A 21,639-nucleotide genomic window follows, 5' to 3' on the forward strand; every position below is an offset into this window, starting at 1 on the left:
GGAGCAGGGGCTTCAGCAGCCGGGGCGTCGGCGCCCGGGGCCGGGGTTGCAGGTGCGCCAGCGCCATCGGTGGGCGGAGCGGAAACCGCCGGAGCCGTGGCCGCATCGTTCGCGGCCGGGGCGGCATCCTGCGCCAGCGCCGCAAGCGGCGAGGCAGCACACAGCATGGCAGCGAACGCGGCCGAGGCAACAAGAGTGTGTTTACGATGCAGTCTGATCATTTAACCAAAATCCTCTGGAGCAGGATGTTTTTTTCGCGATGCGGCGGGGTGCTGCCGGCCCCCGCCGCGCCTGACCTAACACTCAGGCTCAGTCGTTCAGACTGAACGTGATCGTATAGAGATGGTGGAACTCCTTGACGGGCACACCATTTTTGACTGCCGGCGCATAACGCGAACGGCGAACCGCCTTCAGGGCTGCGTCGGCAAATGCCTGGCCACCTTTAACGCTGACCACCTGGCAGTTGCTGGTCACGCCGGTCGGCTCCACGTCACAGGCCACGGACACGACGCCCTCACGGCCTTCTTCCGACATGTCCTCCGGATATTCCGGCACGACATGGTTCAGCGGCGACGTGCCTGCCGAGTGATCGGGCACGGGCGGCGCGTTGGAGACGGGCGCATCAGCCGGTGGCGTCGCCCTTGCGGGCGGCATGGCCTTGGGCGGCTTCTCGTGGGTTACCTTCATCGGCGGCGGCGGCGGCGGTGGCTCCTTGATCATATGCACCTCGACCGGGGGCTTGGGCGGCTCCTGGGGCGCATCTGGCGGCGAGCTGAGCCCGAACAGAAGCGCGAGCACCAGCAGCCCCTCGAATGCCAGGACGAGGGCAAAAACGATTACCTTTTGTAGTGTGTTATCACTCTGTTCCGCATACGTCATACCCATACCTCACTCAGAACGGCATAGTTTTTAGGAAGGATTATTACAGAATTTGTTCTGGATGTTCTGATTTCACCAATTTGACTACGGGAGTATGACCAGATTTCTACGAAACGACTGATGCGATCCGCCTTGTTCTCCCCGGCTTGACCCTGAAGCACGATAATCCTCTTTCCCGGCGGAACGGAAAAGCATGACAGTCGTAGCCTCCGGCAGTCCATACGCCAATGCACGGACACTGGATGCATCCTGCCCTGACAAGCCAAGCCATTCATTCATCACGTTTTATCCATAAACATTATTAACATCTCGAAATCAACCCTGATCTTATATGAAATATCTTTATGTGAACCTGCCGCCGGTCAGGCCACCTCTCCATGGCAGAAGACCTTTCATGAAGCTGTGTGCCAGCCACATGGCAGCCAAACAAAAAACCGTTCCTTCCAGCTTGATCAAAAAAAAAATCCAGTCAAGCAAAGTGTTAAAAAAATGAGAGAAAAATCCATTCACACTCATGCGGGCCTACCACATCACAGCATATTACATATTCGATATGAATGGGCCGTATCCGCAGTACAGCGCGCAACAGTCTGCCTTCACCACCTTGGTTTCTTTCCAAAAACGGTTCAGGCCGGGCCATCATGCGCCACGTTGCCAAAACGGGGCAGCGCATCGGGACCGGGCTGGTAGGCCAGCGCCTCGCCCTGCTTGACCATTTCGAGGCAGGCGGTGAACGTGCTGCTCCACGCTGAACGCCGCAGCCCCGTGCGCCGCGCGCCCTCTGCCCCATGCCGGACGGAATCGGGCAGCATGCGGTCCAGCGGCACGGGCCTGCGCGCGCGGGCCAGGCAGGCGCGCACCCGTACCCGCGCCTCCTCGACTGAAAACAGGTCAAGCTGCACCGGGGCATAAAAGGGTGTTTGCTCGGGCATGGCGCCCCAGTTGCCATCAAATACCGCAAGGCAACCCCACAGGAATTCGATCCGGTCTACTTCCCATGCAGCCGATTCGTCCTGCAGGGCGGCAGGCTGTGCGCCGCCAAAGGCATGGACATCGCGCCCGAGTTGCGCACGCGCCGCCAGCCACCCCGCCAGGTGCCCCGCCTGCTCGGCCGCGATCAGGCGCGCGCGCAGGTCCTGCGCCTCCTGCGCCGCCTGCTGCTGGCGCGGATCATCAGCGGGCAGCAGAAGCCGCGAGCGCAGCAGCAGCAGGCCCGACGCCATGACCACCCACTGCGCCTTCATGCCCAGCGGCAGGGCGGCATGCGCCCGCGCGGCCTCGGCCAGCTGGTCGATCAAGCCCACGATATCAAGCCGGGTCAGATCGATTTCACGCGCATGGACCAGTTGCACCAGATGCGTCAGGTCACCCTGATACGCCTCCAGCATGATGACCGGCTCAGCGCCGGGCCGGGCGGGGTCGAACAGGTCGGTCTGGCCGGTCATGTCAGGGGCCGCGCGGTCAGGCGGAAGGTCAGCGCGGGGTAATGCTCCTCCATCCGGCGCACCACGGGCGCAGGCATGCCGCCACGGGTAAAGAAGCCATACACCACGGCCCGATGCCCGCGCGGCAGCCGCCTGCCCGCCTTGCGCCCCGGCACCAGTGCCACCTGGGCTGGCGCTTCCACCACGCCCCAGTTGGCCAGAAGCCAGGCGCGGGCATCGGGGTGGGTCGCGCCAAGGTGCACGATGCGATCGGGCACGGGCACCAGGCGGTTGAAATCCAGCGGGCAGGCGCCGTCAGGCCGCAGGGCGAGGCGGGCATGGCGCGCCTCCGCCGCCGCGCGGAACTGGCGGGCCAGGATGCGGCACCCTTCCACCGACAGCCCCCCCCGGCCCGATCCGGGCGTATTGGCCCCGATGGCCAACGCGAACATGTCTTCTTCCACCCGCTCCGCATCGAACGGCCACGGAATCAGTCCCGGCCCGGCGGCTTCGGTGGCAAAGGCCGCCATGCCCGCGTCAGGCCCATGCACCAAAAGGTGCCATGCCTGCCATGGCAGCGGACCTGCGGGCGCGGGCCAGGCGGATAGTGGCCGCCGCCCCCGGCGCGCGGGCGGGCGACGGGCGGGAGCGGCGGGGCCTTCCTCCTCACGCGATGTCGCGGGCGGCAGGTCGGCCCAGGGCAGGCGCAGGGTTTCAGTCATGGGCAAGCAGGTCCGCATAGGGGCGCAGGGCGCGCGGATCACGGTAGCGGGTGCGCTGGCCCAAGGCCGTGGCGTCCATGCCATGGCGCAGGGCCTCGACAATGAAGCCCGCCCGCAGCGCATGGGCGCTGAGCCGGGCCACGGTGGCGGGCGGCACCTCGGCCATTAGCGCCCGGCGTTGCAGGATGCGGGTCACGGCATAAGGGGTCAGTGCCCGCCCGCCCACGCGCTCGCCCTTGGAGATGGCGCGGAACAGCGGGCCGGTCTGCCGGTGCGCCACCTGCTGCCAGGCGGTAAAGGCCAGTGCCGGGCACAACATGCGCTCCTGCGCCACAGGCAGCGCGATGGTGGGGGCCTCGTGGCTATCGCGCACCGTCAGCATCACGGCCTGCGGGGTAAGGCGCACGTCTTCCACCTGCAGCCCCACCAGTTCCGAACGGCGCAGCGCCCCTGCGAAGCCAAACAGCAGCAGGCAGCGGTCCCGCAGGCCGCGCACGCCATCGGTGCAGCGTTCGGACATGGCGCGCAGCATGGCGGGCGTGACCACGGCGGGGGGCGGTGCGGGGCGGCGGGCCTGCTCCAGCATCTCGGCCAGTGCCGCGCGGATGAGCGGATGCGCGACATCCCATGCCAGGCCGTTGAAACGATGCATCTTGCCAATGGCGGCAAGGCGGCGGCGAATGGTGGCGGGGGCAAACGTGCCAAGGCTGCGCAGGTAAGCCGCCACCCCCTCAGGCGCTGCGGGAATGGGGGCAATGGCGTGTTCGGCACACCACTGCGTAAAATGCACCCAGTCCGCCCGATAGGCGCGCAGGGTGGCCGTGGCCTCGCGCGTGGGGGTATCCTGTGGCGTGGTCATGGGCAATTCCCGCCTGGCCGGATCAGACCAGTTCCATCCGGTTGACATCCACCATGCCGAAATCCGTGATCTTGAGGTGCGGGATCACCGGCAGCGGCAGGAAGGCAAGCTGGAGGAACGGCTCATCAAGCTGGCAGCCCAGCGCACGGGCGGCGGCGCGCAGCACTTCAAGCTGGTCGCGCACGGTCTCGAACGGCGCATCGCTCATCAGCCCCGCCACCGGCAGCGGCATGTCGGCCACCACCTTGCCATCGCGCACGACCACAAAGCCGCCGCCGGTCTTTTCCAGATGGTTGACCGCCAGCGCCATGTCGGCATCGTTCATGCCGACCACACAGATATTGTGACTGTCATGCCCCACCGACGAGGCCAGCGCCCCGCCAGACAGCCCGAAGCCCTTAACAAAACCCCGGCCGATATTGTCATTATGCCCATGCCGCGCCACCACGCAGATGCGCGCGATATCCTGCGCCGGGTCTGGCTGCACGATGCCATCCACGACCGGCAGGTCGGCATGCAGGAAGGGGGTGATGATCTGGCCGGGCAGCAGGCCGATGACGGGGCGCTGCGTGCCGCTGCCCTTTATTTCCATGTCTGTAGCACTGACCGGGGCGGGCAGGCTGATGCTCTCCAGCCCCACGGGGGCAATGACCTCACGGGCGGCGAACAGGGCATCATCCACCAGGCGGCCCGCGCTGATCACATCCGACACGCGGCATTCGCGCAAATCATCCAGCAGCACGATATCGGCACGCCGACCCGGCGCGATCATGCCGCGATCGCGCAGGCCAAAGGCGTTGGCCGCACTGAGCGAGGCGCTGCGATAGGCGGCCAGCGGCTCGACGCCCAGCGAGATGGCCAGGCGGATCAGGTAATCCAGATGGCCTTCATGCGCGATTTCAAGCGGATTGCGGTCGTCGGTGCAGAAGGCGAAGAAGGGGGATGTGACCGGGTTGAGCAGCGGCACCAGTGCACGCAGGTCCTTGCACACCGAACCTTCGCGGATCAGCACCATCATGCCCTTGCGCACTTTCTCCAGCGCTTCCTCCGCCGTGGTGGCCTCATGGTCGGTGGTGATGCCGGCACTCAGGTAGCCATTGAGCCTGCGCCCGCGCAGCAGCGGGGCGTGGCCATCGATATGGCCACCGGCAAAGGCTTCCAGCTTTTCCATGCAGACCGGGTCGCCATTCAGCACGCCGGGGATGTTCATGAACTCGGCCAGGCCGATCACCTTGGGGTGGTCGCGATAGGCCAGCAGGTCGGCGGCACCCAGCGTGGCGCCCGAGGTTTCAAGGTGGGTGGAGGGCACGCAGCTTGAAAGGTTGACCCGCAGGTCCATGACCGTGCGCAGGGCAGCTTCGGTAAAGTAGTCCAGCGCCGGGCGGCCGAGCACGTTGGCCATCTCGTGCGGGTCGCATATGGCGGTGGTCACGCCATGGGGCAGCACGCAGCGATCGAACTCGAAGGGCGTGATGAGCGAGGATTCGACATGCAGGTGCGTATCGATGAAACCGGGCACGGCAATGCGGCCATGGCCCTCGATCACGTTCGTGCCCTCGTAGTGGTCGAGCGTGCCGACAATGGTGTCGCCACAGATGGCGATATCGGTTGGCAGCAGTTCCCCCGTGACCAGATCGAACAGGCGCACATTCCGGATGACGGTATCAGCCACCACGCGCCCGCTACCCTGTGCAATCCGGCTGGAAATCGTGCTTGCTGCCATTCTGTCCTGCTTCCCCATAAAAATGATGTCTGCCCGCACTCTATCACAACGGCGCGGCTGGCAAATCGGCACACGAATTCTTTTTCAGGCCCGGCGCGCCCGGCCCTGCCTGCATGATTGACAAGGAGGACGGGATTGATGATCCTGACCGGACCAAGGGGAGTCCCGGCAAGGGGCTGAGAGACCGCTGGCATGGGCAGCCATGCGCGCGGAGACCCTTCCGGGCGCATTGTGCGCTCCGGGGAACCTGATCCGGCTCATACCGGCGGAGGGACTGGTGCGGACAATCGGCAACACGCCGCCTGCCCCCGGCACGCGGCCGCCCGCATGAAGCGCGGCATCCCCGGTTTTCTCTCCATACCCCCTGTCGGAGAGAGGACGCGAGGAGCACTGTCATGACCACCGTCGCTTCGCCTTCATCTCCCGACCATGTCACCACCGGCCCCATCATGGGGTCCGTCAAGGTCTGGTCATCGCCCGAGGGGCATGCGGATATCCGCGTGCCGTTCCGTGAAATCGCGCTCGACCCCAGCGCCAACGAGCCGCCGGTGCGCGTGTATGACACCTCCGGCCCCTATACCGACCCCAATATCCACATCGACGTGCGCCAGGGACTCAGACCCGTCCGCGCGCCATGGATCGTAACCCGTGGCCTGCCTGCCGTCAGGCCGCGCGCTGTCCGCCCGGAAGATAACGGCTTTGCCAAAGGCGAGAACCTGGTCCCCGCCTGCCCCGCGCCGCATGTGGTGCATGAGGGGCGCGCAGGCCAGATGGTCACGCAATACGAGTTCGCGCGCGCAGGGGTCATCACGCAGGAGATGATCTACGCCGCCCACCGCGAGAACCTTGGCCGCGCCACCATGGTCGACGGCGCCGAAGACCGCCGCGCCGATGGCGAGGATTTCGGCGCGGACATCCCCGCCTTCGTGACCCCTGAATTCGTGCGATCGGAAATCGCGGCGGGCCGGGCCATCCTGCCCGCCAACATCAACCACCCCGAGCTTGAGCCGATGGTGATCGGGCGCAACTTCCTGGTGAAGGTCAACGCCAATATCGGCAATTCCGCCGTGACTTCCTCCGTGGCGGAGGAAGTGGAGAAGATGGTCTGGTCCATCCGCTGGGGTGCGGATACGGTGATGGACCTCTCGACCGGTCGCAACATCCACAACATCCGCGACTGGATCCTGCGCAACGCCCCGGTGCCCATCGGCACGGTGCCGCTCTACCAGGCGCTGGAAAAGGTGGGCGGCGTGCCCGAGGACCTGACATGGGACATCTTCCGCGACACGCTGATCGAGCAGGCCGAGCAGGGCGTAGACTACTTCACCATCCATGCCGGCGTGCGGTTGCAGCATGTGCCGCTGACCGTCAACCGCGTGACCGGCATCGTCTCGCGCGGCGGGTCGATCATGGCCGGGTGGTGCCTGCACCATCACCGCGAGAGCTTCCTGTACGAGCATTTCGAGGAAATCTGCGACATCATGCGCCGTTATGATGTCTCGTTCTCGCTCGGTGATGGCCTGCGCCCCGGCTCGATTGCCGATGCGAATGACGCCGCCCAGTTCGCCGAACTCGAAACGCTGGGCGAACTGACCAGGGTTGCCTGGGCCAAGGGCTGCCAGGTCATGATCGAGGGGCCGGGCCACGTGCCCATGCACAAGATCAAGGTCAATGTGGAAAAGCAGCTACGCGAATGCGGCGAGGCCCCCTTCTACACGCTTGGCCCGCTCACCACCGATATCGCGCCGGGCTACGACCACATCACATCGGGCATCGGTGCCGCCATGATCGGCTGGTTCGGCACCGCCATGCTGTGTTACGTCACACCCAAGGAACATCTCGGCCTGCCTGACCGCAATGACGTGAAGGTCGGCGTGGTGACCTACCGCATCGCAGCCCACGCGGCAGACCTGGCCAAGGGGCACCCGGCGGCGCAGATCCGCGATGACGCCATCAGCCGCGCGCGCTTCGACTTCCGCTGGAACGACCAGTTCAAGCTCTCGCTCGACCCCGATACGGCCTGTTCGTACCATGACGAGACCCTGCCGCGCGAAGCACACAAGAACGCGCATTTCTGCTCCATGTGCGGCCCCAAATTCTGCTCCATGCGCATCAGCCACGACCTCAAGGCCAATGCCGAGCGCATGGCCGGGCTGGAACAGAAAAAGGAAGAGTTCCGCAGCCATGGCAACCGGCTTTACGTGCCGGTGGATGAGGCCGCGACACCTGCGGAATAAGATAAAAGCTTCATCAGGAACGCCGCCTTTTTGAAAAAAAGGCGGCACCCAGAAACTTCTGTCAGGATTTTATGGAGCGGATGTTTGCAGACAGGGCTTAAAGGGAGGCCACTGCCTCCCGCTGCACGGCCACCGCCGCGCCGCCATCCTTGCGGATCATGAGGAAACGCCCGGACCAGGACCCTTCAATCCGCCATGTCCCCTCGATTTCGGTACCATCGGCACTCAGCCTGCCTGCGTACAGCACGACATGCCGCCGGGGGCCACCCTCATAGGTTTTGGTAAAACGCACCTCGCCTGCATGGCGCACGCCGCGCACGGTCGAGACGAAACATTCCGCTCCCGCCTTGCCTGAGGCGGCACGCTCCGTCACCGTGCCGCCAATGGCGCCAGCAGTTTCAAACAGGGAGGCGGAGAAAAACTCCGGCGGCAACATGCGCGGGTAGCTGAACTGGCCATCCCACTGCCCTGTCACATTCATCTCGCCTGCATTCATCGTGCCGTAGCCTCCAGCCCCTTTGCCGCCCGTGGGTCATCTTCAATCAAAAACGGGCCACGCCTTATGGCATGACCCGTCCATTCAATGCCAATGCCCGGACCCGGACACCGAAGAAAGATAAAAGTTTCCGGGTGCCGCCTTTTTTCAAAAAGGCGGCGTGTTTCGAAGCTTTTTGAAAAAAGCTTCACCAAAAACTTCTTCTGGTTTCAGATCACCTTTTCCACCCAGCCATGGGTGTCGGGCGCCGTGCCGCGCTGGATGCCGATCAGGGCATTGCGCAGCTTCTCGGTCACCGGGCCGATGCCCGTGCCATCGCCAATCACCGCCTCGCCCTTGTGGCTGCGGAAACGCCCGATGGGCGAGACCACGGCCGCCGTGCCGCAGGCAAACACTTCCTTCAGGCGGCCCGATGCGGCATCGGCATAAAGCTGGTCGATGGCATAGGGCGCCTCGCGCACACTCAGGCCCATCTCACGCGCCAGGGTGAGCAGCGAATCGCGGGTGATGCCGCGCAGGATGGTGCCGGTCAGCGGCGGGGTGGCAACCGAGCCGTCATCGAATACGAAGAACACGTTCATGCCGCCCATTTCCTCGATCCAGCGGCGCTCGACCGCATCGAGGAACAGCACCTGCGCGCAGCCATGGCCCTTGGCTTCCTGCTGGGCCAGCAGGCTTGCGGCGTAGTTGCCGCCGCACTTGGCCTCACCCGTGCCGCCGGGGGCGGCGCGACAGAAATCGGACACCCACACGCTCACCGCTTCCGCCCCGAAATATGCCCCCACGGGCGAGGCAATGACCATGAACAGGTATTCCGACGCGGGCTTGACGCCAAGGAAGGTCTCGCTCGCAATCATGTAGGGGCGGATATACAGGCTCTCATCAGGCTTGCCCGGCACCCAGGCATGGTCCACGCGCACGAGCTGGCGCACGGCCTCGACAAACACGTCCTCGGGCAGTTCGGCCATGGCCAGGCGCTCGGCCGATTTGCGAAAGCGCGCGGCATTGGCCTGCGGGCGGAACAGGGTAATGCCCCCTTCCGCCGTGCGGTAGGCTTTCATGCCCTCGAAGATTTCCTGCGCGTAGTGCAGCACGGCGGCAGCGGGGTCGAGGGTGAACGGCGCATAAGGCTGCACGCGGGCATCGTGCCACCCCCTGCCTTCCTGGTAGCGGATCACGACCATGTTGTCCGTAAAGACACGCCCGAAACCGGGATTGGCCAGAATTTCCGCCCGTCGCTCGGGTGAGACCGGCGTTGCGGTTGGTGAAAGCGTGAAGGGAAGGGAAGTGGCGCTGTCCATAGCCGTTATTTCTCTTTCATCATGGCGCTGGCGCGCCATACGGAGCGCGCCCCTGCCCGCCTCAAGCCGCGGGCAACCACATCAGAAGTTCACCAGAACATTGCCCCGGTCAACCCCGCCCCATGCGCATGACCCCTGCTTTTACGCCTTGCCCAGCACAAAACCCAGGGCATGCAGGGCAGCGGGCAACTGCTCGCGGCCATGGAGTGCGCTCACATCACCCAGCCGCGCCACCACGCTTGCGCTCCAGGCCTTGCCCCCCGCGCGGCTGGCCGCAAGCAAGGCGTCATAGGCGTTGATGCTGGCTTCATCGGTGGCCGTGGCGGGGTTGTAGCGTTCCTCATGCAGCACCATGGCCTGCGGCAGGCGGGGCTTGATGGGGGTGGGCCTTGCGCGGTCGGGGTAGCCCACGCTCATGCCAAACAGCGCGACCGTGCGGGGTGGCAGGCCAAGCGCGGCGGCAATGGCCTCGGGCTGGTTGCGCACGGCGCCCACGTACACGAGTCCCAACCCGTAGGATTCAAACGTCGCTGCTGCATTCTGCCCGGCCAGCGCCGTATCCACCACGCCGCCCAGAAATGTGTCGAGGCAGTCCAGCCCCGGCAATGCGTGGCCCTGCGCATGGCCCACATGCTCAAGCCGCGACAGGTCAACCACCCACACCAGGAACAGCGGCGCCTGCGCAATGAAAGCCTGATCACCTGCAATTCTGGCCAGCCGGGCGCGCCGCGCGGGGTCGCGCACGGCAATGACGCTCCACGCCTGCAGGTTGCATGAACTCGAGGCCGACTGGGCTGCGGCAATCGCCGCCTCCACCACGCCCTCGGGCAGGGGGGCGGGGCTGAAATGCCGCACGGAGCGATGCGCCATGAGGCTGCGCGCCACCGGGCTTTCGGGCAGCGGCTGCGCGGGCGGCTTCGTGCCGTAACGGGCCTGCCACAGCGCGTTCATGGAGGACTGGGCGGAAAAGGAAGAAACGGTACTGTCGGACATAGGCATGCCTCCTGCCTGTGCAATGCTGGCTGAAAAAGCAGCACACCACAGCGCAACCGCCACAGGTAGCGCGGCGATCTCACACCTGCCCTGCGCATTTTCAATCTACGGTCTGCTCATGACACAACGCCTTTTGCGCATGGCCCGATTTTTTGAAAACTTGTTTACAGATCAGCCATTTACGACAGAACACCCATCACGTTCATGCGAAATCACACGGCTGTAAATAGGAAGAAACACCTAAAAGAGGGCATGAAGGCCCCCACACGCCCCCTGTTTTCACCCCTGCAAGGAAACCCGTTCGCATGTTCGAGGCCCTCATGATCCGCCAGACCGATGGCGCGACCACCACCCGGCTGGAGCAGGTCGACCCCGCAAGCCTGCCGCAGGGCGATGTAACGGTCGAGATCGCGCAGTCGAGCCTGAACTACAAGGATGCGCTGGCGATCATGCACGGCGCGCCGGTGGTGCGGCATTTTCCCATGATTCCGGGCATCGACCTCGCAGGCCGCGTGCTCCACTCCGATGACCCGGTCTTCCGCCCCGGCGATCAGGTCCTGGCCACCGGCTGGGGCCTGGGGGAAAAGCACTGGGGCGGCCTTGCCCGCATGGCCCGCCTGCCGGGGCGGTGGCTGCTGCCGCACCCGGCGGGCCTGTCGGGGCGGCAGGTAATGGGAATCGGCACCGCGGGCTTTACGGCCATGCTGTGCGTCATGGCGCTGGAAGAGGGCGGGCTGACGCCTGCCTCCGGCCCCATCATCGTCAGCGGCGCGGGCGGCGGCGTGGGCGGCATGGCCGTGATGCTGCTGGCGCAACTGGGCTATCAGGTGGCGGCGGTCACCGGGCGGCCGCAGCTTCAGGCCTATCTGACCAGCCTGGGTGCTGCCGAAGTGCTGCCGCGCGAGGCGCTGGCCCCGACCGGCAGGCCGCTGGAAAAAGCGCGCTGGGCTGGCGGGATCGACGTGGCGGGCGGCGCGGTTCTGGCCACGATGTGCGCCTCGATTACGCTGGGCGGCACGGTGGCGGCCTGCGGGCTGGCCGGGGGCATGGCGCTGCCGCTGACGGTGGCGCCCTTCATACTGCGCAATGTACGCCTGCAGGGAATCGACAGCGTGATGTGCCCCCGCCCGCGCCGCATGACGGCCTGGGCGCGGCTGGCGCGTGACATAGACCCCACGCGGCTGGACAGCATGCTGCATGATGCCACCCTGGCCGAGGTGCCCGCCCTCGCGCCGCGCCTGCTGGCGGGGCATATCAGGGGGCGGACGGTCATCCACCTCACCGATCCAAAATGATAGACGTTTTTGGGCGCCGCTTTTTTTCAAAAGTCCTTCAGGCAATAAAAAACGGCAGGCACACGGGGCGCCTGCCGTTCTTCACATCTGGCCATGCGGGGCAGGGGCCCCGCGCCCCTTAGTGGCAGGGGAAGCCGAGCAGATGGCGGCCGTCATGCACGAATTCATGCACGTAATGACCGGAGATGAGCGAAGTCGCCCCCTGCTCCGCGCCGACGAAGTAGATCAGCAGCGAGGCCAGAACCAGCCCGAACACACCCCACGGCAGCAGGTCGCGCACCGGGATGGCAACCGGCGGGGCGGCAATATTGGCGGACAGGACGGATGTGTCTTGGCTCATGCTGAAAAAAACTCCATGGATCATGCTCGACCCGGAGCAGTATGGCATGACAGGGCGGCATGCAATGCCCTTGCCGCGTTACCGGATCAGCGTCCATGGTTTCAAAATCGACCGGCAAGGTCAATCATCCATTGCTCGCCCCACCCTTTCGGGTCACGCAGGGCGGCATGAACCAGACGCTGACCTGCATCGCCCTGCCCGCGCCCGATGACCTGCGCCGGGGCATCATACCCGTGCGTGACGCGGCTCCCACCCTGCCCGCGCGCTTCATGGACACCCTGCCGCCAGCCGACTGCCTCTTTGCGCCACCGGCCCTGGGCAAAATCATCGGGGCCGCTGCCTACGAAGCCGCACCCGCCCTGAATGCTGCTGATATGGGATCATGGCACGGGCTGTCGCTCAAGGTCCTGCCCCCTGCCGATCTGGCCCGCTGGGTGGGAGATGCCAGCTTTGCCCCGCCCGGGGGGGAAAGCCGCGACTCGCTGCTGCGCCGCGCGGGCGCCTGGCTGGCCGCCCTCCCCGCAACGCCCGCGCGCATGCTGGTGCTGGCCGAAGCCACGACCATCCGCGCCCTGGCCATCGCGGCGCTGGGCGGTGATGGCGCCATGATGGCGCGGCTGGATATCGCCCCCCTGACGCGCACGGTGCTCACCCGCCACGCCACATGGCGGCTGGCCACGAGCGGCGCGCCCTGGCCCTGAAACCGGCCGTGCTTTTTTTGACAGCGCGCCCCGCAATCGGCTAGATCGGCCGCTGATGGTTCCCCCGACAGGGAGAATAGGGAAGACGGTGCGCCCAAGGGCAATTCCGTCGCTGCCCCCGCAACTGTAGGTGGTCGACTCCGGCCCGGTGCCCGCACCGGCCCCGCCACTGGCCCCATGAGGGCCGGGAAGGCTGCCGGATATTGAGGGTGTGGCCCGCCGCGCCCTTCGCCACAAGCCAGGAGACCTGCCATCCCCGCCCGTGCGGGACATGAAACCGTATTCGATCGCATGGCCGGCGGGGTGCCCGGCACGCGAGTGGCCACCACCGGGCAACGTAGCTGCCGGGCGGGGCATGACCGCGCACCCCGCTTTTCCTGCCGCCCGCGCGGCAGCGCCGCGAAAGGGCACGGACCAGATGACCACTTCCCCCCCGCCACAGACACCTGCCGTGCACCTGCATGTGTGCGTGACCTGCCGCCGGGGCCTGCCCGCATCGGACAACCCGCAGGGCAGGCAACTGCACGATGCCATGCACGCACTGGCCGAAGGCAATGCCAACATCGTGGTGCATGAGGTCGCCTGCCTTGCCGCGTGCAACGATGGCTGCACCGCCGTCATCGCCACGCCGGGCAAATGGGGCTGGCTGCTGGCCAACCTTGGCCCCGAAAAGGCAGATGACCTGCTGGCCTATATCGACGCCTATGCCGCATCCGCCAAGGGCACCGTCATGCCCTCGCGCAGGCCCGCAAGCCTGGGCGACATGGTGCGCGGCCGCTTTCCCGCATCCCTCTTTTCCGGAGTCTGACCGCCATGAACACCGCCGCCACGGCCCGCGCCAAGGTGCCCGTTACCGTCATCACCGGCTTTCTGGGCGCGGGCAAGACCACGCTGTTGCGCCACGTGCTGGCCAATGCAAAAGGCAGGCGCATTGCCATCGTGGTCAATGAATTCGGCACGCTGGGCATTGATGGCGACACGCTGCGCGCCTGCGGCGTGGAAGGCTGCACGGACGAGGATATTGTCGAACTGACCAATGGCTGCCTGTGCTGCACCGTGGCGGACGACTTCCTGCCCACCATGGAGGCCCTGCTCGACCGCGCGACCCCGCCCGACCATATCGTGATCGAGACCTCCGGCCTGGCCCTGCCCAAGCCGCTGCTCAAGGCGTTCGGCTGGCCCAGCATCCGCACGCGCATGACCGTTGATGGCGTGGTGACCGTGGTTGACGGCCCCGCCGTGGCAGCGGGCCGCTTTGCCGATGACCCCGCCGAAGTCGCCCGCCAGCAGGCCGCCGACCCCTCGCTCGACCACGACAACCCGCTGGCGGAGGTGTACGAGGACCAGCTCCTGTGCGCCGACCTGGTCGTGCTCAACAAGACCGACCTCATGACGCCCGCGCAGGCCGACGGGGTCGAGGCCGCGATCCGCGCCGAGATCCCGCGCGCGGTCAAGGTGGTGCGTGCAACCGAAGGCAAGGTGGACCCCGCCGTGCTGCTCGGCCTCGATGCGGCGGCGGAAGACGACCTGGCCGCCCGCCCCTCGCACCACGATGCCGAGGGCGGCGAGCACGAGCATGATGACTTCGAGAGCTTCGTGCTGCCCATCCCCGAGCAGGACAGCGTGGAAGACTTCATCGCGCGGCTGAAAACACTGGCGGCACAGCACGACATCCTGCGCATGAAGGGCTACGCCACCGTGCGCGGCAAGGCCATGCGGCTGGCGGTGCAGGGGGTGGGCAGCCGCTTCCGCCACCAGTTCGACCAGCCCGTGCCCAAGGATGGCCCACGCACCGGCAACCTTGTGGTGATCGGCCAGAAGGGGCTGGATCAGATCGCCATTGCAGCAGCACTGGCACAGGGCTAGACACCGGGCACACGGGGAGCCGCATCATGCACCTGCTGGCACGCGAGGTCCGCACGCTCGATGAAGCCGATCAGGCCGAGGATCTCGGCCACGCCCCGGCTGATATCGTGTTCCTGTCCTTTTCGGACAGCGACCTGCTGTGCCTCAACGCCGCCCATGCGGCGGGTGCCGCCCCCGATGCCAGCCTGCGTACCGCAACGCTGTCCCGCCTGCGCCACCCCATGTCGATCGACCTGTACGTGGCCGATACCATCATGGAATCGCGCTGCGTGGTGGTGCGGCTGCTTGGCGGGCTGGAGTACTGGCGCTACGGGGTGGAGGAACTCAGCCGTGCCTGCCAGCAGGCAGGCATTCCGCTGGTACTGCTGGCAGGCGACGGGCGCGACGACCCCCGCCTTGCCGAACGCTCCACCGTGCCCGATGCCCTTCGCACCCGGCTCGACAGCCTGCTGCGCACGGGGGGGGCCACCAACACCGCTACCGCCCTGCGGCTCATGGCCCATATGGCCGGGCGCGGGCCGGATGATGGCGCAGGTCCCGAACCCCTGCCACCTGCAGGCGTGCTGCATGCCGCCAACCCGGCCCTGAAATTCCGCGCCATGGTGGTCTTCTACCGCGCCCACCTGCTGGCCGCCGATATCGCGCCCATCACGGCACTGGCTGCTGAACTGGAGCAGCACGGCATGGGGGCGGACCTTGTTTATGTCACCTCGCTGAAGAACCCGGACTCGGCGGCTCTTGTCGCGGCCCGGCTGGTGGAGACGCCGCCGGATGTCATCATCAACGCCACCTTCTTTTCGGCACGCGCGGGGGCAGAGAACCAGTCCCCGCTGGATGTGGCGGGCGTGCCGGTGCTGCAGGTGCAGCAGCCCGGCATTCCCCACGACCTGTGGCGCGACAGCCTGCGCGGCCTGTCGCAGGCGGACCTGGCCATGCAGGTGGTGTTGCCCGAACTTGATGGCCGCATCCCCGCCTTCCCCATCTCCTTCAAGGAAGACACCACCCCCGGCCTGCCCGCCCGCCACGAACCCTGCGCGCAGGGCATTGCGCTCACCGCCGCCCGCGCGCTGGGCTGGGCGCGGCTGGGGCATGAACTGCCCGGCCAGCGGCGCATCGGCATCATCCTCTCCGATTATCCCGGCGCGCAGGGCGCCCCCACCGGGCAGGCGGCGCATGCGGTGGGGCTGGACAGTTTTGCAAGCCTTGAACACATCCTGAGCCTGCTGCACGCGGCAGGTTATGACACGGGTGACAGACCCACGGCGGACCAACTGGCGCACGCGCTGGCCCGCGCGCAAGCCACGCCCTTTGTGTCGGTTGCGACCTATCGCCAGTGGCTCGAGGGCCTGCCGCAGGCCCTGCGCGACCAGCTTGCCGCCTGCTGGGGTGCGCCAGAGGATGATCCCGCCGTGCGCAACGGCCAGTTCACCCTGCGCCACCTGCACGCGGGCCATATCCTGATGGCGCTGCAACCCGACCGGGGCACGACAACCGACCGCCATGGCGGCTATCACGACCCCGACACCCCGCCGCGCCATGCCTATGTGGCCTTCTACCTGTGGTTGCGCCACGGCTGCGGGCTGGACGCCATGGTGCATCTGGGCACGCATGGCACGCTGGAATGGCTGCCGGGCAAGGCGGCTGCCCCTTCGGCTGCGTGCTGGCCCTCGGTGCTGGTCGGTGGCCTGCCAGTGATCTATCCCTTCATCGTCAACAACCCCGGCGAGGCGGCGGCAGCACGGCGCAGGCTGGGCGCCATGACCATCGGCCACATGACACCCCCCATCGCGGCCATGGGCAGCGCAGGCGCCGATACGGGCGAACTCGAACGCCTGATTGATGAATATGCCGCAGCCGACGGGCTGGACCGCAGGCGCGGCGCCATCCTGCGCGGCGAGATCCTGCAACGCGCCGACGACCTTGGCCTGCTGGATGAAGGCGGCATCGCCCGCGCCGATAACGAGGATGAAGCCCTCGCCCGGCTCGATGCCTATCTGTGCGATGTGAAAGACCTCCAGATCCGCGACGGGCTGCATGTCTTTGGCCGCCCCCCCACCCGGACAGCGGAACTGGCCCATACCATCGCCCGCGCCTGTGGCGAAAGCGCGCCCGCCGACCTGCCCGCCCGCCTGCACGCCTGCGGCGCGGCGGAGGCGGCGGCCCTGCTCTCGGCCCTTGACGGGCGGTTCGTGCCCGCAGGCCCCGCGGGCGCCCCCACCCGGGGCCGGGCCGACGTGCTGCCCACGGGGCGCAACCTGTATGCCATGGACCCGCGCGCCATTCCCACACGTTCGGCCCTGGTGCTGGCCGAGCGCACGGCAGCATTGCTGCTGGAGGAACACCTGCAGGACCAGGGCGAGCCGCTGCGCGCGCTGGTCATCGACCTGTGGGGCTCGGCCAGCCTGCGCACCGGCGGCGAGGACCTGGCGCTGGCCCTGCTGCTGATGGGCGTAAGGCCGGTATGGGATGGCGCATCGGGGCGGGTGAGCGGCATCGAGGTCATTCCCATGGCAGCACTCGACCGCCCGCGCGTGGATGTGACGCTGCGCCTGTCGGGGCTGTTCCGCGATGCATTCCCCGGCCAGATCGCGCTGTTTGAACAGGCGGTGCAGGCCATTGCCACCCGCACGTTCGAGGCCCCCGACCTCAACCCGCTGGCCGCCAGCACCAACGGGCTTGAAGGCGCAGCGCTGCATGCCGCCACCGCCCGCATGTTTGGCGCAGCGCCGGGCAATTATGGTACGGGGGTGGAAGATGTGCTGGCCAGTGGCCAGTGGCGCGAACGCGGCACGCTGGGGCAGGCGTGGCTTGATGGCTCGGCGTGGACCTATGGCGGCGGGCGCGAGGGCCAGCAGGCCCCTGATATCCTCGCCGGGCGCATGGCGCAGGCAGGCGTGCTGCTGCATGTGCACGACCATGCCGAGACCGACATCCTTGAAAGCGTGGACATGGCAACCCACGAGGGCGGCATGGCGGCGGCGGCCCACCTGCTGGGCAACGCGGCGCCCCGCCTCGTGCATGGCGATACATCCCGCCCCGACGCCCCCCGCCTGCGCGGCACGGTGCAGGAGGTGGCGCGCGTAGTGCGCGGGCGGCTGGCCAACCCGGCCTGGCTTGCGGGCATGCGCCGCCACGGCTACCGGGGAGCGGGCGAGATCGCGCGCGGCGTGGAGGCGCTGCACGGCTTTGCCGCCACCGTGCCCGCGCGCTTCGACCGGCAGTTCGACCTCGCCTTCACCCACCTGCTCGATGACCCGGAGATGAATGCCTTCCTGCTTGAGGCCAATCCTGATGCCCATGCCGCGATCCGCCGCCTGATGGCCGATGCCCTGCGCCGCGACCTGTGGCGGCCGCGCAGCAACAGCGCGGGCATGCTGCTCGACACCTCCACGCCATGACCACCGCGCCCACCGTGCGCGGCTGGTGCCCCGGCCTGCACACCCCCATGCAGGCCGCCGATGGCTGGCTGGTGCGCGTGCGCCCGCCGCTTGGCCGCCTGTCCGCCCCGCAGGCCCACACCATCGCGCGCGCCGCCCGCACGCATGGCAACGGGCTGATTGAACTGACCAGCCGGGGCAACCTGCAACTGCGCGGCCTGACACCGGACAGCGCCCGCGCCTTCGCCCGCGACATGGCGGATGCGGGCCTGGCCAGCACGGACGCCGCAACCGAGGCAAGGCGCGGCCTGCTGCTTTCCCCCCTTGCCGGTATCGACCCCGGTGCCGCCCCCGATGCCCCCGCCATCATCAAAGCGCTCGATGCCACGCTGGCCGGGGCCGAAACCCTGCGCGGCCTGCCCGCCAAGTTCGTGATTGCGGTGGAATGCGGGGGGTACGTGCCCGCGGGCACGCTGCGGGCGGATATCGTGGTGCGCGCGCAAGGGGCAGGCTGGCTGGTGGTGTGCGGCGCGCGCGCCCTGCCCTGCCCGGCTGCCGCCATTGCCCCCACGGTGCTGGCCCTGGCCCATGCGCTGGCAGGCCTCGGTGGCCGCCCCCTGCGCGACCCGGCCCTTGGCATGCGGGCCTTCGCCAGCCTGGGCCAATGCGCGGCAACGCAGGCAGCCCCCGCCACCACGGCACATGCGCCCTGCCTTGCCGGCCCCCTGCCCGGCCACGCCACGGGCGCCGTGCTGCCGCCCGGCCCGATGGCGGCTGGCCTGCTCGACGCCGTGGCACAATGGAGCGTGCAGGCAGGCAACGGCCACATGCGCATCGCCCCCCTGCGCGCGATCATATTTGAAGACTGCGCTACGTTTGAAGACTGCACCACGGCCCCGCCCCTGCCCGGCCTGATCACGCAGCCCGATGACCCGCGCCTGCGCATCAGCGCATGCATCGGCACGCGCGGCTGTGGCTGCGCCGCGCGTGACGTGATTGCCGATGCTGATCTGCTGGCCCCTGACCTGCCACCTGAAACCACGCTGCACGTATCGGGCTGCCCCAAGGGCTGCGCCCATCCGGCCCCTGCCGACATCACGCTGGTGGCACAGGTGGATGGCTATGGCCTGTGCCCGCATGGCCGGGCGGCTGATACGCCTGTAGACAACGGGCTTTCGCTGGCACAGATACAGCACATCATGCGGGACTGGCCCCGCAACCTGACCACGCCACGGAACGGGAGAACCCAACCGGCATGACCGCGCAAACGGAACCGTACGACTACATTCACGACGGGGCGGCGATCTATGCCCGGTCCTTTGCCATCATCCGTGAAGAAGCCGACCTTGCCGGCCTGAGTGAGGCCGAAGCCCGCGTGGTGGTGCGCATCATCCATGCCTGCGGCATGGTGGATGTGGCGAAGGCGGTGCGCATGTCGCCCGATTTCGTGGCCAGCGCGCAGGCGGCGCTGAAGGCAGGCAGGCCCATCCTGTGCGATGCCAACATGGTGGCCCATGGCGTGACCCGCGCGCGCCTGCCCGCCGACAACCCGGTCATCTGCACCCTGCGCGACCCGCGCACGCCCGGGATTGCAAAGCAGATCGGCAATACCCGCTCGGCCGCCGCGATGGACCTGTGGGGGGATGACCTAGCCGGGGCCGTGGTGGCCATCGGCAATGCGCCCACCGCCCTGTTCCACCTGCTGGAGATGATCCGCGCGGGCGCGCCGCGCCCGGCGGCCGTAATCGGCATGCCGGTAGGCTTTGTGGGGGCCGCCGAATCGAAGGAGGCGCTGGCCGAATTCGGCGACCTGCCCTTCATCATCGTGCGTGGCAGGCTGGGTGGCAGCGCCATGGCGGCGGCCACCGTCAACGCGCTGGCGAGTGACACGGAATGAGCACGGGCCGCCTGTCCATACTCGGCATGGGGCCGGGTGACCCCGAACTCATGACCATCAAGGCAGTACGCCTGCTGCGTGAAAGCCCGGTGGTGGGCTGGTTCTGCCGCCACGACCGCCCCGGCCATGCCCGCCAGATTGCAGGCGACATGATTGGCCCCGACGCCACCACGCTGCGCTTCGCCTACCCGTTCACTACCGAGATTGCGGTCAGCGACCCCGCGTACCTCATGCGCATGGGCCAGTTCTATGATGACTGCGCGGCACGGGTCGCGACCCACCTTGAGGCAGGCCACGACGTGGCGCTGCTGTGCGAGGGCGATCCGTTCCTGTTCGGCTCGGCGATGTATGTGTTCGACCGGCTGCATGAGCGATTCGAGTGCACCATCGTGCCCGGCATCACCGCCATGAGCGGCTGCTGGTCGGCAGCACAGCGCCCCATGGTGCATGGTGATGACGTGCTGTGCGTCATTCCCGGCACGCTGGATGAGGAGGCTCTGGTGGCATGGCTGGAAAAGGCCGATGCCGCAGTGATCATGAAACTGGGCCGCAACCTTGAAAAAGTGCGCACCGCCCTGCGCCGCACCGGGCGCGAGGCGCGCGCGATCTATGTGGAACGCGCCAGCCAGCCCGCCCAGCGCTGCCTGAAACTGACCGAGATGACCGGCCCTGCCCCCTATTTCTCCATCATTCTCGTGCCGGGGCGGGAGGGCGCGCGATGAGTGGCCGCATCTTTGTCGTGGGTCTTGGCCCGGGGGCCCCGGAACAGCGCACGCCCCAGGCCGATGCCGCCCTTGCACAGGCTACCGACCTGATCGGCTACACGCCCTACGTGGCCCGCGTGCAGGCAGGCCCCGACGTGGTGCGCCATGGCAGTGACAACCGCGTGGAGCTTGAACGCGCGCAGCACGCCATTGAACTGGCGCTGGCAGGACGCACGGTTGCGGTCGTGTCCGGCGGCGATGCGGGCGTGTTCGGCATGGCCAGTGCAGTGTTCGAGGCGATTGACCACGGCCCCGCTGCGTGGCGCGGGGTGGATGTCGTGGTCATTCCCGGTGTCTCCGCCGTGCTGGCCGCAGCCGCCCGGCTGGGTGCGCCATTGGGGGGGGATTTCTGCGTTATTTCGCTGTCTGACAACCTCAAGCCGCAGGCGGTGGTGCATAAAAGGCTGGCAGCGGCGGCACAGGCCGGGCTGGTGATGGCGCTGTACAATCCGCGCTCGAAGGCCCGCCCGCACCAGTTGGGCGAGGCATTCGACCTGCTGCGCACCATCCTGCCCGGTTCCGTGCCGGTTGCCTTTGCCCGTGCCATTGGCCGCCCCGATGAGCGCGTGATCCTGACCGACATCGCCCATGCCGACCCCGAGCAGGTGGATATGAGCACGCTGGTGCTGATCGGCTGCCCGCTCACCCACACCATTGAGCGGGCAAACGGGGAAAAATGGCTCTACACCGCGCGGCGGGTAGAAAAAACGGAATAAAAGTTTTCGGGTGCCGCCTTTTTTCAAAAAGGCGGTGTCTTTTCGAAGC

The 21,639-nt window shown here is 67.2% G+C and carries 19 protein-coding genes, 1 pseudogene and 1 riboswitch; of the genes and pseudogenes, 10 read left to right on the forward strand and 10 right to left on the reverse strand.

What is annotated here, in order from left to right:
• The 6 genes and pseudogenes from HNW77_RS13275 to ade all read right to left on the reverse strand — a co-directional run.
• Positions 1 to 221, reverse strand: a pseudogene (locus HNW77_RS13275) (MotA/TolQ/ExbB proton channel family protein); the annotation flags it as partial.
• Positions 222 to 309: 88 nt separating this feature from the next.
• Complete coding sequence (locus HNW77_RS13280) at positions 310 to 885, reverse strand: energy transducer TonB (protein ID WP_172158223.1); 576 nt, start codon at positions 883 to 885, stop codon at positions 310 to 312.
• Between the two features lie 620 nt (positions 886 to 1,505).
• Positions 1,506 to 2,324: a segregation/condensation protein A gene (locus HNW77_RS13285; protein ID WP_172158225.1), complete on the reverse strand. Its 819-nt coding sequence runs from the start codon at positions 2,322 to 2,324 to the stop codon at positions 1,506 to 1,508.
• Entirely contained in the window at positions 2,321 to 3,025 is a 705-nt protein-coding gene (locus HNW77_RS13290) for a hypothetical protein (protein WP_172158227.1), read from the reverse strand. The genes HNW77_RS13285 and HNW77_RS13290 overlap by 4 nt, the downstream gene beginning before the upstream one ends.
• Complete coding sequence (locus tag HNW77_RS13295; protein ID WP_172158229.1) at positions 3,018 to 3,884, reverse strand: tyrosine-type recombinase/integrase; 867 nt, start codon at positions 3,882 to 3,884, stop codon at positions 3,018 to 3,020. The genes HNW77_RS13290 and HNW77_RS13295 overlap by 8 nt, the downstream gene beginning before the upstream one ends.
• Before the next feature lie 22 nt (positions 3,885 to 3,906).
• Positions 3,907 to 5,607, reverse strand: a complete 1,701-nt coding sequence (gene ade, locus HNW77_RS13300) for an adenine deaminase (RefSeq protein WP_172158231.1) — start codon at positions 5,605 to 5,607, stop codon at positions 3,907 to 3,909.
• A gap of 395 nt (positions 5,608 to 6,002) precedes the next feature.
• On the opposite strand from ade, the gene thiC reads away from it, so the two are divergent.
• A complete protein-coding gene (gene thiC, locus HNW77_RS13305; RefSeq protein WP_172158233.1) occupies positions 6,003 to 7,844 on the forward strand; it encodes a phosphomethylpyrimidine synthase ThiC in 1,842 nt (613 codons plus the stop codon).
• Positions 7,845 to 7,941: 97 nt separating this feature from the next.
• Here thiC and HNW77_RS13310 read toward each other — a convergent pair whose 3' ends face one another.
• The 3 genes from HNW77_RS13310 to HNW77_RS13320 all read right to left on the reverse strand — a co-directional run bounded on the left by HNW77_RS13310 (position 7,942) and on the right by HNW77_RS13320 (position 10,634).
• Positions 7,942 to 8,340 carry a hypothetical protein gene (locus HNW77_RS13310; RefSeq protein WP_172158235.1) on the reverse strand — a complete coding sequence of 133 codons (399 nt, stop codon included), beginning with the start codon at positions 8,338 to 8,340 and terminating at the stop codon, positions 7,942 to 7,944.
• 209 nt (positions 8,341 to 8,549) lie between these two features.
• On the reverse strand, positions 8,550 to 9,641 hold the full coding sequence (locus HNW77_RS13315) for a branched-chain amino acid aminotransferase (protein ID WP_172158236.1): 1,092 nt from the start codon (positions 9,639 to 9,641) through the stop codon (positions 8,550 to 8,552).
• A 141-nt stretch (positions 9,642 to 9,782) separates the two neighbouring features.
• Positions 9,783 to 10,634 (reverse strand): nitroreductase family protein, encoded by an 852-nt coding sequence (locus HNW77_RS13320; RefSeq protein ID WP_172158238.1) that lies wholly within the window; start codon positions 10,632 to 10,634, stop codon positions 9,783 to 9,785.
• Between the two features lie 305 nt (positions 10,635 to 10,939).
• Here HNW77_RS13320 and acuI point away from each other — a divergent pair, with 305 nt between their 5' ends.
• On the forward strand, positions 10,940 to 11,929 hold the full coding sequence (gene acuI / locus HNW77_RS13325) for an acrylyl-CoA reductase (NADPH) (RefSeq protein ID WP_172158240.1): 990 nt from the start codon (positions 10,940 to 10,942) through the stop codon (positions 11,927 to 11,929).
• Between the two features lie 118 nt (positions 11,930 to 12,047).
• Here the strand turns inward: acuI and HNW77_RS13330 are convergent, their stop codons facing one another.
• Positions 12,048 to 12,269 carry a CbtB domain-containing protein gene (locus tag HNW77_RS13330; protein WP_061275445.1) on the reverse strand — a complete coding sequence of 74 codons (222 nt, stop codon included), beginning with the start codon at positions 12,267 to 12,269 and terminating at the stop codon, positions 12,048 to 12,050.
• A 95-nt stretch (positions 12,270 to 12,364) separates the two neighbouring features.
• Here HNW77_RS13330 and HNW77_RS13335 point away from each other — a divergent pair, with 95 nt between their 5' ends.
• From HNW77_RS13335 to cobJ, 8 genes are all read left to right on the forward strand, one after another.
• Positions 12,365 to 12,970: a histidine phosphatase family protein gene (locus tag HNW77_RS13335; protein ID WP_241694472.1), complete on the forward strand. Its 606-nt coding sequence runs from the start codon at positions 12,365 to 12,367 to the stop codon at positions 12,968 to 12,970.
• 39 nt (positions 12,971 to 13,009) lie between these two features.
• A riboswitch (cobalamin riboswitch) is annotated at positions 13,010 to 13,239 on the forward strand.
• Between the two features lie 149 nt (positions 13,240 to 13,388).
• Positions 13,389 to 13,778 carry a DUF1636 domain-containing protein gene (locus HNW77_RS13340; RefSeq protein WP_172158241.1) on the forward strand — a complete coding sequence of 130 codons (390 nt, stop codon included), beginning with the start codon at positions 13,389 to 13,391 and terminating at the stop codon, positions 13,776 to 13,778.
• Between the two features lie 5 nt (positions 13,779 to 13,783).
• Positions 13,784 to 14,836 carry a cobalamin biosynthesis protein CobW gene (gene cobW / locus HNW77_RS13345; RefSeq protein ID WP_172158243.1) on the forward strand — a complete coding sequence of 351 codons (1,053 nt, stop codon included), beginning with the start codon at positions 13,784 to 13,786 and terminating at the stop codon, positions 14,834 to 14,836.
• 26 nt (positions 14,837 to 14,862) lie between these two features.
• Positions 14,863 to 18,234: a cobaltochelatase subunit CobN gene (cobN, locus tag HNW77_RS13350; RefSeq protein ID WP_172158245.1), complete on the forward strand. Its 3,372-nt coding sequence runs from the start codon at positions 14,863 to 14,865 to the stop codon at positions 18,232 to 18,234.
• On the forward strand, positions 18,231 to 19,472 hold the full coding sequence (gene cobG / locus HNW77_RS13355; RefSeq protein WP_172158247.1) for a precorrin-3B synthase: 1,242 nt from the start codon (positions 18,231 to 18,233) through the stop codon (positions 19,470 to 19,472). Before cobN ends, cobG begins: the two co-directional genes overlap by 4 nt.
• Positions 19,469 to 20,110: a precorrin-8X methylmutase gene (locus tag HNW77_RS13360; protein WP_172158248.1), complete on the forward strand. Its 642-nt coding sequence runs from the start codon at positions 19,469 to 19,471 to the stop codon at positions 20,108 to 20,110. Before cobG ends, HNW77_RS13360 begins: the two co-directional genes overlap by 4 nt.
• A complete protein-coding gene (locus HNW77_RS13365) occupies positions 20,107 to 20,832 on the forward strand; it encodes a precorrin-2 C(20)-methyltransferase (RefSeq protein WP_172158250.1) in 726 nt (241 codons plus the stop codon). Before HNW77_RS13360 ends, HNW77_RS13365 begins: the two co-directional genes overlap by 4 nt.
• Positions 20,829 to 21,590 (forward strand): precorrin-3B C(17)-methyltransferase, encoded by a 762-nt coding sequence (cobJ, locus tag HNW77_RS13370; RefSeq protein ID WP_172158252.1) that lies wholly within the window; start codon positions 20,829 to 20,831, stop codon positions 21,588 to 21,590. Before HNW77_RS13365 ends, cobJ begins: the two co-directional genes overlap by 4 nt.
• The last annotated feature ends 49 nt before the right edge of the window (positions 21,591 to 21,639 follow it).

Source organism: Komagataeibacter melomenusus (assembly GCF_013155395.1).
Lineage (GTDB): Bacteria > Pseudomonadota > Alphaproteobacteria > Acetobacterales > Acetobacteraceae > Komagataeibacter > Komagataeibacter melomenusus.

Bases quoted from the DNA above. Each gene is read 5' to 3' on its own strand.
- HNW77_RS13365 (WP_172158250.1), top strand. From the start codon at position 20,107: ATGAGCACGGGCCGCCTGTCCATACTCGGCATGGGGCCGGGTGACCCC.
- cobW (WP_172158243.1), top strand. From the start codon at position 13,784: ATGAACACCGCCGCCACGGCCCGCGCCAAGGTGCCCGTTACCGTCATC.
- acuI (WP_172158240.1), top strand. From the start codon at position 10,940: ATGTTCGAGGCCCTCATGATCCGCCAGACCGATGGCGCGACCACCACC.
- HNW77_RS13295 (WP_172158229.1), bottom strand. From the start codon at position 3,884: ATGACCACGCCACAGGATACCCCCACGCGCGAGGCCACGGCCACCCTG.
- HNW77_RS13335 (WP_241694472.1), top strand. From the start codon at position 12,365: ATGGTTTCAAAATCGACCGGCAAGGTCAATCATCCATTGCTCGCCCCA.
- HNW77_RS13340 (WP_172158241.1), top strand. From the start codon at position 13,389: ATGACCACTTCCCCCCCGCCACAGACACCTGCCGTGCACCTGCATGTG.
- HNW77_RS13280 (WP_172158223.1), bottom strand. From the start codon at position 885: ATGGGTATGACGTATGCGGAACAGAGTGATAACACACTACAAAAGGTA.
- HNW77_RS13360 (WP_172158248.1), top strand. From the start codon at position 19,469: ATGACCGCGCAAACGGAACCGTACGACTACATTCACGACGGGGCGGCG.
- ade (WP_172158231.1), bottom strand. From the start codon at position 5,607: ATGGCAGCAAGCACGATTTCCAGCCGGATTGCACAGGGTAGCGGGCGC.
- HNW77_RS13290 (WP_172158227.1), bottom strand. From the start codon at position 3,025: ATGACTGAAACCCTGCGCCTGCCCTGGGCCGACCTGCCGCCCGCGACA.
- HNW77_RS13285 (WP_172158225.1), bottom strand. From the start codon at position 2,324: ATGACCGGCCAGACCGACCTGTTCGACCCCGCCCGGCCCGGCGCTGAG.
- cobJ (WP_172158252.1), top strand. From the start codon at position 20,829: ATGAGTGGCCGCATCTTTGTCGTGGGTCTTGGCCCGGGGGCCCCGGAA.
- HNW77_RS13315 (WP_172158236.1), bottom strand. From the start codon at position 9,641: ATGGACAGCGCCACTTCCCTTCCCTTCACGCTTTCACCAACCGCAACG.
- HNW77_RS13330 (WP_061275445.1), bottom strand. From the start codon at position 12,269: ATGAGCCAAGACACATCCGTCCTGTCCGCCAATATTGCCGCCCCGCCG.
- HNW77_RS13320 (WP_172158238.1), bottom strand. From the start codon at position 10,634: ATGTCCGACAGTACCGTTTCTTCCTTTTCCGCCCAGTCCTCCATGAAC.
- thiC (WP_172158233.1), top strand. From the start codon at position 6,003: ATGACCACCGTCGCTTCGCCTTCATCTCCCGACCATGTCACCACCGGC.
- cobN (WP_172158245.1), top strand. From the start codon at position 14,863: ATGCACCTGCTGGCACGCGAGGTCCGCACGCTCGATGAAGCCGATCAG.
- HNW77_RS13310 (WP_172158235.1), bottom strand. From the start codon at position 8,340: ATGAATGCAGGCGAGATGAATGTGACAGGGCAGTGGGATGGCCAGTTC.
- cobG (WP_172158247.1), top strand. From the start codon at position 18,231: ATGACCACCGCGCCCACCGTGCGCGGCTGGTGCCCCGGCCTGCACACC.